Source organism: Marivirga tractuosa (assembly GCF_042140215.1).
Lineage (GTDB): Bacteria > Bacteroidota > Bacteroidia > Cytophagales > Cyclobacteriaceae > Marivirga > Marivirga tractuosa_A.
In genome coordinates, this window is record NZ_CP159478.1 from 103171 (window position 1) to 117152 (window position 13982).

15 protein-coding genes and 1 pseudogene are annotated in these 13982 nt (G+C 35.1%); 11 read left to right on the forward strand and 5 right to left on the reverse strand.

Annotated features, from left to right (window positions below):
• The first annotated feature begins 33 nt into the window (after positions 1-33).
• The 6 genes and pseudogenes from ABWH96_RS00465 (at position 34) to ABWH96_RS00490 (ending at position 6733) form a co-directional block, all read left to right on the forward strand.
• The gene (locus ABWH96_RS00465; protein ID WP_375579583.1) at positions 34-987 is read left to right on the forward strand and encodes a threonine/serine dehydratase; all 954 of its coding nucleotides are present in this window, start codon (positions 34-36) and stop codon (positions 985-987) included.
• Between the two features lie 12 nt (positions 988-999).
• Positions 1000-1665 (forward strand): hypothetical protein, encoded by a 666-nt coding sequence (locus ABWH96_RS00470; protein WP_375579584.1) that lies wholly within the window; start codon positions 1000-1002, stop codon positions 1663-1665.
• 1 nt (position 1666) lies between these two features.
• Positions 1667-2110, forward strand: coding sequence for a hypothetical protein (locus ABWH96_RS00475; protein WP_375579585.1), 444 nt, complete (start codon positions 1667-1669; stop codon positions 2108-2110).
• 41 nt (positions 2111-2151) lie between these two features.
• A complete protein-coding gene (locus ABWH96_RS00480) occupies positions 2152-3072 on the forward strand; it encodes a Brp/Blh family beta-carotene 15,15'-dioxygenase (RefSeq protein ID WP_375579586.1) in 921 nt (306 codons plus the stop codon).
• A 97-nt stretch (positions 3073-3169) separates the two neighbouring features.
• A complete protein-coding gene (locus ABWH96_RS00485) occupies positions 3170-4984 on the forward strand; it encodes a hypothetical protein (protein WP_375579587.1) in 1815 nt (604 codons plus the stop codon).
• A gap of 173 nt (positions 4985-5157) precedes the next feature.
• Positions 5158-6733: pseudogene (locus ABWH96_RS00490) on the forward strand (amidohydrolase family protein).
• Between the two features lie 164 nt (positions 6734-6897).
• Here the strand turns inward: ABWH96_RS00490 and ABWH96_RS00495 are convergent.
• Together ABWH96_RS00495 and ABWH96_RS00500 are read right to left on the reverse strand one after the other, a co-directional pair.
• Positions 6898-8316 carry a Glu/Leu/Phe/Val dehydrogenase gene (locus tag ABWH96_RS00495; protein WP_375579588.1) on the reverse strand — a complete coding sequence of 473 codons (1419 nt, stop codon included), beginning with the start codon at positions 8314-8316 and terminating at the stop codon, positions 6898-6900.
• A 43-nt stretch (positions 8317-8359) separates the two neighbouring features.
• On the reverse strand, positions 8360-9031 hold the full coding sequence (locus ABWH96_RS00500; RefSeq protein WP_375579589.1) for a 3-hydroxyacyl-CoA dehydrogenase family protein: 672 nt from the start codon (positions 9029-9031) through the stop codon (positions 8360-8362).
• A 49-nt stretch (positions 9032-9080) separates the two neighbouring features.
• On the opposite strand from ABWH96_RS00500, the gene ABWH96_RS00505 reads away from it, so the two are divergent.
• Genes ABWH96_RS00505 through ABWH96_RS00515 form a run of 3 tightly spaced genes read left to right on the forward strand, consistent with a single transcriptional unit; the run spans position 9081 to position 10315 of the window.
• Positions 9081-9461: a RidA family protein gene (locus ABWH96_RS00505; protein WP_375579590.1), complete on the forward strand. Its 381-nt coding sequence runs from the start codon at positions 9081-9083 to the stop codon at positions 9459-9461.
• Positions 9461-9946, forward strand: coding sequence for a hypothetical protein (locus ABWH96_RS00510; RefSeq protein WP_375579591.1), 486 nt, complete (start codon positions 9461-9463; stop codon positions 9944-9946). Before ABWH96_RS00505 ends, ABWH96_RS00510 begins: the two co-directional genes overlap by 1 nt.
• Before the next feature lie 18 nt (positions 9947-9964).
• A complete protein-coding gene (locus ABWH96_RS00515) occupies positions 9965-10315 on the forward strand; it encodes a DUF4260 domain-containing protein (protein ID WP_375579592.1) in 351 nt (116 codons plus the stop codon).
• 97 nt (positions 10316-10412) lie between these two features.
• Here the strand turns inward: ABWH96_RS00515 and ABWH96_RS00520 are convergent, their stop codons facing one another.
• The 3 genes from ABWH96_RS00520 to ABWH96_RS00530 form a co-directional block, all read right to left on the reverse strand.
• Positions 10413-10850 (reverse strand): TPM domain-containing protein, encoded by a 438-nt coding sequence (locus tag ABWH96_RS00520; RefSeq protein WP_375579593.1) that lies wholly within the window; start codon positions 10848-10850, stop codon positions 10413-10415.
• A gap of 66 nt (positions 10851-10916) precedes the next feature.
• Positions 10917-11423, reverse strand: coding sequence for a peptidylprolyl isomerase (locus ABWH96_RS00525; protein ID WP_375579594.1), 507 nt, complete (start codon positions 11421-11423; stop codon positions 10917-10919).
• Between the two features lie 338 nt (positions 11424-11761).
• Positions 11762-12358, reverse strand: a complete 597-nt coding sequence (locus ABWH96_RS00530; protein ID WP_375579595.1) for a LemA family protein — start codon at positions 12356-12358, stop codon at positions 11762-11764.
• Positions 12359-12513: 155 nt separating this feature from the next.
• Here ABWH96_RS00530 and ABWH96_RS00535 point away from each other — a divergent pair, with 155 nt between their 5' ends.
• Positions 12514-13644 carry a serine hydrolase domain-containing protein gene (locus tag ABWH96_RS00535; RefSeq protein ID WP_375579596.1) on the forward strand — a complete coding sequence of 377 codons (1131 nt, stop codon included), beginning with the start codon at positions 12514-12516 and terminating at the stop codon, positions 13642-13644.
• 6 nt (positions 13645-13650) lie between these two features.
• Complete coding sequence (locus ABWH96_RS00540; protein WP_375579597.1) at positions 13651-13851, forward strand: hypothetical protein; 201 nt, start codon at positions 13651-13653, stop codon at positions 13849-13851.
• The last annotated feature ends 131 nt before the right edge of the window (positions 13852-13982 follow it).

Below are 13982 nucleotides of genomic sequence, written 5' to 3' on the forward strand. Positions count from 1 at the left end.
AGCAATATATTAAATTAAAACTAACTAAACCTTATGCTCCTTCAAGAAATCCCCAAAAAAGAAGATATACTTTCTGCGGAAAAAAGGATACATGATTATGTACATAGAACACCTGTATTCACTTCTAATCAATTAAATGAAATGTTGGGGGTAAATGTGTATTTCAAATGTGAAAATTTACAAAAAGTAGGCGCTTTTAAGATGCGAGGAGCTTCGAATGCAATTCTTTCATTAAGTAAATCTCAGTTGAAAAAGGGAGTAGCTACACATTCATCTGGAAATCATGCTCAGGCTGTAGCCTTAACAGCTAAATTAGCAAAAATCCCAGCCTACATTGTGATGCCTCAAAATGCCCCTGAAGTAAAAGTGGAGGCCGTGAGAAGATATGGAGCGGAAGTGATTTATTGCGAATCTAACCTAAAAGCTAGAGAAGAGACTTTAAATGAAGTAGTGGCGAAAACGGGTGCAAGTTTTATACATCCTTATGACAATTATGATGTGATTGCTGGACAGGCAACATGCGCTAAAGAAATGCTAGAAGATACAGACCATTTAAAAGCACTTTTTGCTCCAATTGGCGGTGGAGGATTAATGGCAGGAACCTTATTGTCATCTCAATATTTCGGAAATAAAACTCCTGTTATTGGAGCTGAGCCAAAAGGGGCTGATGATGCTTACAGATCTTGGAAAGCAGGTGAGTTAATTCCAATGGAAAGCCCAGATACAATTGCAGATGGTTTAAGAACATCATTAGGAGAAAGAAACTTTCCAATTATTCAAAAATATATAAAAGATATTGTTACTGTCAGCGATGAGGAGATAATTGAAGCTATGCGCTTAATATTTAATTATTTAAAATTAGTAGTAGAACCTTCAGGAGCAGTTCCTTTTGCATCCATGATAAAGATTAAAGATCAGTTTAAAGGTAAAAAAGTAGGTGTGATTTTATGTGGGGGTAATATTGATTTGAAAAAACTCCCATTCTAATTTCTAGTTTACATGAAAGTTGTTCATCGCTATTATATCTTGCCAAAAAGAGACCAAAAAAGAAAATATTGGTCTTTTCTTTTTAATTTACTCATCATTATTGCTGTGATTGTTTTTATGGCCTGGAGCACTAAAGTCTGGTTAATATTGATTTTGGTTCCTCTCGTAATTTCTATTTATGCTCCATTTATTGATGTGCCAACCGGCAGGAAAAAAGGTCAAATTGTGTATTATTCTCCACTTCTTTTATCATACGCAATCAAAAAAAATAAAATACAACTTCATGGTGGTACTCTATTTGATTATTATTACACCCTGAGTATGCAAAAAAGTGAATCTAGGAATAAGAAAGCAATCCTCTACAGCTATATGGAAGGCATAATTAATATGTTGGATAGCTTCAATGAAAAGCAGGACGATATTAAAATTGAAGCCAATGCATATTTTATAAATCCACATACTGCTGAGAAGTTGGGTTTCAAGAAGGTTAAAACAAAGAATTTTCAAAAAATCATCATGCTATTTAATTACGTCCCCATCACTATTAGCTATTCTATTGCTATGGGGAAGTTAAGTTTCCCTAATATTTTATCCTTGAAAAGTTATGAATGTACAATGGGTGATTTAAGAAAAAATAGAATGAAGTTAGAAGCCATGATCGAAAGGATAAACCATTAAGATGAAGGAAGAAATTATTGAGAAATGTAGGAAGGATTTGAAAGCTAAAAAGCTAAATATTTCTAAGGAAATTGAATCGGTGAAAGATTCTATGGGTTCAGATACCAAAAGCTCTGCTGGAGATAAATATGAAACAGGCAGGGAAATGATGAACCAGGAAAGAGACAAATTACAATCTCAATTGGGCGTAATAGATCGGCAACTAGAAAGCTTAAACCAAGTAAAGACCAATAAGAAATTTGAGGAAATAGATTTTGGAGCTTTGGTGAAAACCACCCTAGCCGATTACTTCATATCGATTTCGTACGGAAAGTTTTCCATGCATACTAAAGATGTATTTATGATTTCGGCTGTTACCCCTCTTGCTCAATTAATGATGGGTAAAAGAGCGGGAGATAAAGTAAATTGGAATGGAAAGGAGATTTTAATTGAAGAGGTAAGTTGAATTATAAACAAAACCCTCAAATTCAGGTTTTATAGGTTAATATGCTTAAAACCAATTTTCTACATATTTTCATCACTATTTTGGTTATTTCCATCTACCCATGGTTGGAAACTTTAGCATTTGACACCCAACTAAAAATCACTTTAGCACTTATTTTCCTTTTAGGAATACCGCACGGTGCTATTGATCATATTTTATTGAAGAAAAAGCAACAAAGTAAAAAGGCTCAAATTCGCTTTTATGTGTTCTATTTGGGCTTAATTGGACTTTATGTAATTGCTTGGGTACTTTTTCCTTATTTCAGTCTGGTTGTATTCTTTTTAATTTCATTTTACCATTTCGGACAATCTCAATTTAGCGATGTAAAAATTGATGAAAAAAGTAAGAGCAAGAAACTACTATATCTGTTTTGGGGAGGATCAATTATTAGCGGATTATTCTACCATCATTATGATAAGTTGATAGAATTCTTTTTAGAAACTTCTCACTTCGATCAAACAGCTACAGTCATAACTCCAGTTAGTTTGTACTACTTCTTCTTAATGAGTTCAATTGGGACAATTCTCTTAATGGCATATATCCTTTTAAAAAGAGCCCATGCAAAGAAAAGATTTTTAAGTGAGATTGGGGTATTTCTATTATTACATTTAGCCTTTTTTACCATACCTCCTCTCTTGGCTTTTGCCTTATACTTTGCGGTATGGCATTCTTTGAAAGTGCTCTATGAAGAATATCAATTTTTAGGAAGGAAAAGAAAAAAGTTTAACCTTAATAACTTTATTAAAGAGTTATTACCCTTCACATTAATAAGTGTTATAGGCGTAGTTTTATTATTATTTGCGTTTTCTTATTTCGAATTTTCAATTTCGCCATTTTTCTTAACCATAATATTTTTATCTGTTTTAACACTCCCTCATAGCGTTGTGATGGATAGCTGGTATCAAAAAATGCAAAAGAAATAACATTTATTTCGGTTTCTATTGTAATAATCTTTTCTAATTCTTTATCAATAACAATCATCTTAACTTACCTTTACCTGCTAAAGTAAATTCCAAAAAAATGACCATAGCGGATAAGTCTGAATTTTACAGCCAAAATATAAGTCAATTTCAAAGCGAGGTAGAGAAAAATAGAAAGCTCACAAATCGATACGGAACTATCCGCGTTTTATACTTTTTAGCTACAATAATCATATCTGTTTATTTCATTAATGAAAGAAATGGGTTGGCTACCGCATTAACACTTTTACCTTTTCCAATAATTTTTGGCTGGTTAGTAAATCGTCATAAATCAAAGAAAAGATTGCTGGATTTGGGACGAAATAGAATCATAATTTTAAATGAAGAAATTGACAGATTAAATCTAAAATTAGATAAACTTCCAACTGGTGAACGATTTAATGATGGCTTGCATGAATACGCTCCCGATATGGATATTTTCGGTAGGCATTCTGTATTTTCTTTAGTGAATAGAAGTGCTTTGGTTTTTGGTCAGGAGAGTTTAGCGAATTGGTTTAAAAGTCCCGCTACCAAAGAAGAAATTTTGGACAGACAGCAAGCGGTTGAAGAAATCAAAAATGAATTTGAATGGCGATTAGAATGGTGGGCAGAAAGTCGTGTAAAAGAAAACAAAAAGCAAGACGATAATTTGAAAGGCTTCTTTGACTTCTTTTCCAAATCAAAGGAGGAGAAAATTAAGCCGATATTTAAATTCGTTCCTTTCATTGCAATAGTTCAATTAGCTATCTTTTTCATTTTGGCATTGACTGGGGTTTTACCTTGGTCGTTTGTGGGTTTAGGTTTTTTAATTAACATTCTCTTATTAGCTCCCATTCAGAAAACGATTATGCGACTTCAGTCTGAAACTGAGCACATAGCAGTTCATTTAGAACAACACAAAAATTTATTTAAGATGGCAGAGGAAAAACAAGTGGAAGCCTCATTGTTTAAGAATCTTCAAAGTCACTTTCAAAACCCTAAAGCCTCCCAAAAAATTAATCGCCTTTCTAAAATTCTGAATTGGATGCATTCTCGTGCAGGCATGATGTATTGGGTAATTAATCCATTCTTATTAATTGATTATTGGGTTTTAAATAATGTGATCAACTGGAAAAATCATTATGGAAAATCAATTGAAAACTGGTTTAAAGCTATCGGTGACTGGGAAGCCATTATGAGCATGGCTGATTTTGCTTTTGCACATGACAATTATAAAAATGCTGAAATTCTGGATACAAAATGTGATTTGAAAGCAAAGGATTTAGGACACCCGCTTTTGGCGCATGATGAAAGAGTTTGCAATGACTTTGAAATGATTGGACCAGGTGCTGTGACTTTAATTACGGGTGCGAATATGAGCGGTAAAAGTACTTTTGAGCGCTCTTTAGGAGTAAATATGGTATTGGCGCAAATGGGCGCAGTTTGTTGTGTGGAAAGTTTTGAACTAAGTCCTTTGCAATTATTCACCAGCATGCGAACCCAAGATAACCTGGAAGAAAATACTTCTTCTTTCTATGCGGAATTAAAGAGATTAAAGCAATTAGTGGACATGACCAAAGTGCCACAGGAAAGACCAATATTTTATTTACTTGATGAAATTTTAAAAGGAACCAATTCAGAAGACAGAAATATTGGAGCCGAAAGTTTGATTCGACAATTGATGAAAACCAACAGCATGGGATTAGTTTCTACTCATGATTTATCTTTAGCTACTTTGGAAAATGAATTAGAAAATTTCCAGAACTACAGCTTCAATAGTGATGTAAGCGGTGATGAAATTCTGTTTGACTATAAATTACATAATGCACCATGCCATACATTTAATGCCGTGCCATTGATGAGAAAAATGGGGATTGAGATTATTAAGAATGGTTAAACTGTCTTTTCTAGCCTAAGGGTCTCGCTTAAACTTTTCCGCTTGGTTCAAGCGAGACGCTTGAACCAGTTTGGGGAAGAGTTAGCGTAATATCTAAAGATCCACTCCTCAAATTCTTCACTGCCCTTCAAACAAACTTTCTTATATTTAATTTCTTAGCAAAAACATTTACTATGAGAAAGATACTACTAATACTATTTGCTTTATTGATTCAATTGCCTGTTTGGGCACAAATCAAAGATGCACCAGAAAGATCAGAGGGAGACTTGGCCTCAATTGATTATTCGTGGCGTTACCCTAATTAATGGAAATGGAGCTCCACCTACTGGACCGGTAGATATAGTGGTTGAACAAAATAAAATTGTAGAAATCAAAACAGTAGGCTATCCTGGAGTGGAAATAAAGGAAGATAAAAGACCACAGTTAAAAGATGGAGGAAAGGAATTGGATGCCTCAGGCATGTATTTAATGCCTGGTTTTGTAGATATGCACGGCCATATTGGCGGAGAAGCTCAGGGTGTTCCAGCCGAATATGTTTTTAAATTATGGATGGGACATGGAATAACGACCATTCGTGATCCATCTGCTGGAAATGGATTAGATTGGGTATTAGACCACAAAGAAAAGAGTGCCAAAAATGAAATAACAGCACCAAGAATTTTGGCTTATACTGCTTTTGGTCAGGGAAGCAAATCTGATATTAGTTCTCCTGAAATGGCAAGAGAATGGGTGCAGCAAAATGCTAAAAAAGGAGCTGATGGCATTAAGTTTTTTGGCGCAAGACCAGAAATTATGCAAGCAGCATTAGAAGAAAATAAAAGTTTAGGTTTACGTTCTGCCATGCACCATGCGCAAATGGATGTAGCACGTTGGAATGTAGTGAATTCAGCAAAAGCAGGTTTGACCACCATGGAACATTGGTATGGTTTACCTGAAGCTTTATTCACAGACAGAACAGTTCAGCATTACAAATTAGATTATAATTACAATAATGAACAAGATCGTTTTTCTGAAGCTGGTAAATTGTGGGAACAAGCTGCCCCTCCTTATTCCGATAAATGGAATGAGGTGATGAATGAATTATTGGAGCTTGATTTCACTTTAGATCCTACCTTCAATATTTATGAAGCCAGTCGTGATTTGATGCGCACAAGCCGAGCAGAATGGCATGATGAATATACACTTCCCTCTTTATGGGAATTCTATCAGCCAAGCAAAATCTCACATGGTTCTTATTGGCATTACTGGGGAACCGAAGAGGAAACCAGCTGGCGAAAAAATTATGATTTATGGATGACTTTTGTGAATGAATATAAAAACAGAGGAGGAAGAGTAACTACGGGTTCTGATTCAGGCTTTATTTTTCAGCTATATGGATTTGCTTATATCCGTGAAATGGAATTATTAAGAGAAGCAGGCTTTCATCCTTTGGAAATTATGATGTCGGCCACTTTAAATGGAGCAGAAGCTTTGGGTATGGAAGACAAAATTGGCACAGTGGAAATCGGTAAGTTGGCAGATTTCGTGATTGTGGAAGAAAATCCATTAGAAAATTTAAAAGTATTATATGGAACTGGAGCCATTAAACTAACTGATGACAATGAAGTAATCAGAGCTGGAGGTGTGAAATATACTATCAAAGACGGCATTATTTACGATGCCAAGAAATTGCTGGAAGACGTAAAGGAAATGGTAAAAGAAAAGAAGGAGGAGACAGGCTATGAAATTAAGCAGCCTGGGATGAAATAATGAACACTATTATTTTCACTCTCTAGGCTCTCTAGTCTAAGCGTCTCGCTTAGACTTTTCCTATGCTATAAATAATGGTTTATCTTAGCTAATAATGGGTCCAAGCGAGACGCTTGGACCAGATAAGGTTCATTTCAACCTGACAGATTTTTAAGAATAATGGATCAAGGGAAAATCCCCATATCCGTATAACTAACTGCTATTCTGTCAATTGCCAGAATAAAGGCAGCAGTTCTCAAACTTTTAAGTTTCTTTTCTTTTCGCTTTTCATTCATATCATGATAAGCCGTCACCATGGTTTCTTCTAATCCAGAAATTACCAAATCTCTTTCACTAGCACCTTTCACAATGGCATCTCTTTGTTCTTGATTGAATGCGTCTCCGGTAGCGGTTTCAATACTATCAATCAAGAATTTATATTTTTCCATGTCATAACGCTTCTCAAGCTTTCCGAATGAAACTCTTGAAAGATTTTTCAACCACTCAAAATAGGAAACCGTCACACCACCAGCATTCAAATACATATCGGGAATTACCAAGATATCCTTATCTAATAAGATTTTTTCAGCTTCCTTCGTAATAGGGCCATTGGCAGCTTCTCCTATTATTTTTGCTTTAATTCTAGGAGCATTCTCTCCTGTGATTTGATTTTCTAAAGCAGCAGGAACTAGGATATCACAATCATATTCCATGATTTCGACAGAGTTTTCAACAAACTTTCCTTTTCCATAGCCTTTGAAGGATTTATGCTCAACTTGATAGCTTTTTAAGGCTTCAATATCTATGCCTTCTTCATCCCAGATTCCACCATTCCATTCTGCCACGCCAATTACTTTGGCTCCTGCTTCAGTTAAATACTTTGCAGAATAGAAACCTACATTTCCTAAGCCTTGGATGATCACTTTTTTGTCTTTAAGACCTGTGGTTAGGCCTAAGGCTTTCATGTCTTCCTCTACGCTAACTGCTTCACGAATCCCGATATAAACTCCCATACCAGTTGCCTCGGTTCTGCCCTCAATTCCGTGTTGGGAAAGTGGTTTACCTGTTACACAAGCTTTGGCATTAATAGCTTCTGGATTAAAAGCTTCATAAGTATCCACGATCCAAGCCATTTCCCTTGCGCCAGTTCCATAATCAGGAGCCGGAACATCAATGGCTGGCCCAATAAATTTCTTTTTAATTAATTCAGATGTATATCTTCTGGTTACTTTTTCTAACTGTCGAGTGTTGAATTTTAATGGATCAATATTTACTCCACCCTTAGCTCCTCCAAATGGAATATTAACCATAGCACACTTATAAGTCATTAGAGCAGATAGACCCATTACTTCCTGCTCATTTACCATTTCACTATAACGGATACCACCTTTGGTAGGAAGTTTATGATGAGAGTGTTGTACTCTGTAGCCTTTCACCACTTGATAAGAACCATCCTCCATGCGGATGGGGAAGTGAAATTTATAAATACTGTTGCATTGTTTGATCTGGTCTAATAAACCGGGGTGTAATTCCATATGCTGTGCAGCATCATCTACGAAACTACAAACATCTTCAAACAAGCTATATTCTTCATTATGTGCCATAGTAAGTTTAAATTTTTTGTTATACTTTTTGTTATACTTTTTGTTATTCAATTACAGCTAAATATTCTTTCTTTAATCTTGGACAGATTTTATATCTTTCTTCTTTAGTATCATCGTAAACGAAATCTAAAAGTTCATAAACATTTTCAATTCCTATTTTCTCACACCACTCAAACGGTCCGAAAGGATAATTGGTACCGAGCTTCATACCTAAATCAATATCTTCTCTTTCTGCTGTGCCTTCCTGAACGGTATAATAGGCTTCATTAATAATCATGCAAATTATTCTGGGTGTTACCATACCGACTCTATCCTCCACTATTTCAAAATCAGTTCCTAGTTTCCCACAGATTAACTTTAATTTCTCTTTCCCCTTCTCATATTGAAGGGTGCATTCCAAAACACTTCTATTGATGAAAGTAGGTAAGCCATTAAAACCGTAAACGGTATTTTGAGTTTGGTTCTGATAAATTTCTAGATTCCCAAAACAGCTCTTCGCCATATTGGTAAATATAGTTAAATCAGGTCGTTGCTCGTAAAAATCAAGTGCTTCGGGTTCCTCTGCCACGAAAAAATCAAAAACTACATCAGCTTCAAAAAAAGCTTCCTTTGTAATCTCCGTTAAATCGTCAAAAGAAATGATTTGGTGTTTATCACCAAATTTTGCTGTGATTTCCTCTTGGTTTTTGGGGTCTCCAACAACAAGTATCTTCATAATTTGTTAGTTTTGAACCAAAGTTAAGGAACTAATCATAAAAAGCGAGATGAGTAAACAAATCATTCAAACAAAAGAAGCACCAGCACCAATCGGGCCTTACAATCAGGCGATTTTAGCGGGTGATACATTATACGTTTCAGGGCAAATAGCTTTGGATGCTCAATCAGGAGAATTAATAAATGAAAATATTACTGAGGAAACACATCAGGTAATGAAAAACCTAGAAGCCATTCTTTCAGAAGCAGATTTAGGCTTTTCTGATGTGGTTAAATGCAGCATATTCGTAAAGGATATGGGTAATTTTGCCACAATAAACGAAGCTTACGGCATGTATTTTAAAGAAAACCCACCCGCAAGAGAAACAGTTGAAGTAGCTCGTTTGCCTAAAGACGTGAATGTCGAAATTAGCTGCATAGCGATAAAATAATGCAATTATGGCCAGCTAAATCGGAAATGTTTCTGAGCCCTCATGGGCAAGATGAGATTTTTAGACGCATGGAGCTGGCCGTAAAGCCTGTTAAGTTTCAATCTTTCAAGAATAAATCTTTGGGAGATTTAGAAGAAGAGGCATATTTATTTAATGGAAAGGTCGGTAAAAACGGATTTGCAATTTCTCAAATCATCAGTAGACCCAATAATTTTCTTCCTCTTATTAAAGGAAAAATAGAAGGGGGGCAAAGTGGTAGTCTGGTTCATTTGGAATTCAGTTTATTCCCTAGCATCAAATACTTTTTGTTTTTCTGGATAATATTGATGCTTTTATTTTCAATTATTTCTATGGCTCAAGGAGATGATTTATTGACAATAATCTTTCCTCTTATTATCTTGTTAGCAAGTTATGCTTTAATCATTTCGCGCTTTAATGATGCCTATCAAAAAAGCCGAAAGGAGTTAATGCGCTTAATTGGCTAAAACACTATTTAGATTCGCATGAAAAACTTAATCCGATTGGAAGAGGCTGCAATGTTTGCTTTATCCATTTTACTTTTTGCCGAGCTTCCTTTTGCTTGGTGGTGGTTTCCTGCCTTAATCCTAGCTCCCGATCTCGGTATGATAGGCTATGCTTTCGGGGATAAAATGGGTGCTTATGCCTATAACCTCTTCCACCATAAAGGATTTGCCATTTTGATATATGCAATTGGCTGGTGGATGCCTAACGACTACTTATTGTTTTCTGGTATTATATTATTTGGTCATGCCAGCATGGACAGAATATTCGGTTATGGCTTAAAATATGAAAAAGGCTTTAAGTTTACGCATCTTGGAGAGATTGGGAATTAAATTCAAAATGGTTACTCAAACTCGTATTTCCAGCTAAGGTCTCTTTCATTTAGCTTTACGAAAACGTTGCGTCTTCGCGTCTTTGCGAGAGATTTGATCAATTCTTCCCAAATGAAATCTCATTAGGCAGCTCATTCTCATCATCATTCTTATATGGAAAGTGCGCAGCTAATTGCTCACCAGCCATTTTGATGCCTTCGCTGAGACCAGCCGTTAAATCTCCATTCTTAAAATGAGCAAGCATATGTTCTTTGATGTCGTCCCAGAAGTTTTCAGGGACCTTATTGTTGATTCCAGCATCTCCTAAAATAGCAAATTTATGGTCTTTAATGGCCATATAGAATAAAACACCATTGCGCAATTCAGTTTTGTGCATTTTCAATGTTTTGAAAATATAAGCTGCATGATCCTTCACATCTTCCTTGCAGTGGTTTTCCAAATGAACCTGGATTTCACCTGATGTATTTTTTTCCGCTTCTTTAATAGCGTTTACAATTGTTTTCTTTTCCTCTTCGGTAAATGCGTCTTTTGCCATGATGTAAAAATAATAAATCTTGAGAGGAATACGGTTAAGAAATACAATAGTTATTGATTATAGCAATTACTGAAATCGAATTCCATCAGGTTCAATATGGTGTTGTCTTTCAATCTCTTCAAAAGAGGCTTTCCTAACAGAAATTATATTCCCCTTAAAAAATAAATCTTGTCCAGCTAATGGATGATTAAAATCTACTTTGACTTCTTTTCTGCTTTTGTCTATAATTTGTCCACTTTGGGATTCTTCACTGTTTTCGTATCGGATATAAGCACCTACTTCCAAGGTATCTTTTGTATAGCCCTCCTTTTCCGTAAATTCCTCAATAGGGATTGATTTTATTAGGCTTTCATCTTTTTTGCCATATGCAAAATCGGCAGGTAATCGGAATGCAAATGTTTCATTTTGACTTTTCCCCTTGAGTTGCTCTTCAAAATAGGGGAGCATTTTTCCCGTTCCGAATAAAAAACGAAGAGGGTAAGATTGTCCAGAGAAATCCACCAATTCTCCTTCTTCATCTTTCTTTCGGACATGATATGATAAAGTAACAACTGTGTTTTCTTGAATTTCCATACTATATCAACTTGTGAGAAGTGCGGATGTTTTGCGACACTTAATTATTGTAATGGGGATTACAGTAATCTCCATTACAATAATTTTTTTGCTTTAATTTTAACAGCATATTAACAAATAAAGGCTTCTGAAAATCTCCCAGAAGCCTTTTGTATTCAAAATCCTGTTAAGCTAAAACTCTTCCACTTTTGGGTGTTTTCACCCAAAAATTTGCAATGATCGCCTCTTGAGTCTCTCAGAATCTTGAAGGTGAGAACACCTTCAATGGAGGTAGGTGGATTAATAGAAAACACCTTTAAGACTGAGAGATGATAAGCCTTCTCTAATCAGTAAAATTATTAATCAAAACTCACTTCAGGTACTTCATCTGCCCCTTGATCAGCCTCAAAATAACCTTTCTTTTCAAAGCCATACATGCCTGCTAACATTGTTTGGGGAAATTTCCTTATGTAGGTGTTGTATTCTTGAGTTACCTCATTGAATCTTCTTCTTTCCACCGCAATCCTATTTTCAGTTCCTTCCAACTGATCTTGCAATTTTACAAAATTCTGATTCGCTTTCAAGTCAGGATATCTTTCCACAACCACCATCAAACGGGATAGAGCTGAACTCAATCCTTGTTGCGCTTGCTGGAACTGCTCCAATTTTCCTGGACTTAAATCATCCGCATTAACGTTTACACCTGTTGCTTTAGATCTTGCCTCAATTACACCTTGCAAAGTTTCTTGCTCAAAATCAGCATATCCCTTCACTGTATTCACCAAATTAGGAATCAAATCTGCCCTTCTTTGGTACACATTTTCCACTTGAGCCCATGCGCCCGTCACCTGTTCTTCCTTATTGACCATATTGTTGTAGGAACCTGCAAAAAGACGATAAAGTATAAAAACAATAACGACTATTACGCCTATAGTAATTAAAAGTCCTTTTTTCATATTAGTTAAATTAGATTTTTATTTAAATCCTTAGCATATTGATTACGAAGGTAACAGAGAAATGTTGATTTATAAATTCATTTTACTTTAATGCTGATAAATGATTTTTGAAGCCTTATTTTTGTATCTATTCTATTTAACAAATCAAGAATATCATGTTGAAAAAAATTGGTGGCTACAGCATTTTGATAATTATCCTTATAGGAATCATTTATTTCTTTTTACCTAATTATGCACAAAAGGCTTTTCTTCATTTAACCGCTGATATTGACGATTATGAAATATTTGAAAATAGAACAGTTGCAGCCAGCAACCCACAGCCATGGAAAAAGTCCCCACAATACAATCAATACGAAATGGGGCAAACTTATCAAGAAGAGTTAGAAGCCTATGAAACCACTGCCTTTTTGGTAGTGAAAGATACAGCACTATTTTATGAAAAATATTATTTAGGATATGATGAAAATGAAATATCAAATTCATTTTCAGCTGCAAAAAGTATAGTGAGCTTATTAATTGGTATTGCTATTGAAAAGGGAAAAATAGAGAGTGTATTTCAGCCAGTATCAGATTTTTTAGAATCTTTTCAGGAAGGTGATAAATCAAAAATTGTTATTCAAGATATCTTAACTATGAGCTCTGGTATCGATTGGAATGAGGCTTATATGAGTCCTTTTTCTAAAACAACAGACGCATATTATGGGAATAATTTAAAGAAATTAGTTGCTGAATTAGAGGCCTCAGAGGAGCCATCTCAAGGATTTGCCTATAAAAGTATCAATACTCAAATATTAGCGGAAGTACTGGAAACAGCCACTGGGCAATCCATTAGCGACTATGCTACTAACCGCTTGTGGAGAAAAATAGGTGCTGAAAATGATGCATTGTGGAGCTTAGACAGAGAAGGAGGAATGGAAAAAGCTTTCTGCTGTTTTAATAGTACAGCTAGAGATTTTGCGAGAATAGGACAACTGGTTCTAAATAAAGGAAAATGGAATGGAGAACAAGTCATTCCTGCTGATTACATAGAAGTAGCTACTCAGCCTGCCCGATTGATGGGGTCAGAAGAAATTATACCGCATTATGGTTATCAGTGGTGGGTACTAAATTATAATGGAAAGCAAATTCCTTATGCAAGAGGTATATTAGGACAGTATATTTTTGTGTTAAAAGATAAAAATGCTGTAGTAGTAAGATTAGGAAAAAGTAGAAGCAAACTTTATACTGATGAACATCCAAATGATGTTTACATCTATATAGAAGCAGCTTATGAATTATTGAAATAAAAGAAAATGGAGCTCACGAAAATATTAAGGATTATCTATTGGATCTTAGTTGCCATCATGATCATGGTATTTTATTACAGTTTACGTTATGCTGGAGAGCAAGCAATGGAATATACATTTGTTGCACTGGCTTTTTGGACAGCTGCTTTTGTTTTAAATAGATATATCCGAAAGATAAAATCTAAAGAGGATGATGAAATCAATTGAGCTAATCAATTAATTTTATGTAGGGTTTCTATATTTCAACAACTTTAATTTAATTATTATGGATTAAGGCACTAAATCTTACCCAATAAGAGGACAAAAGCTTTAAATGTTGCAACATCTATTCAAAATCG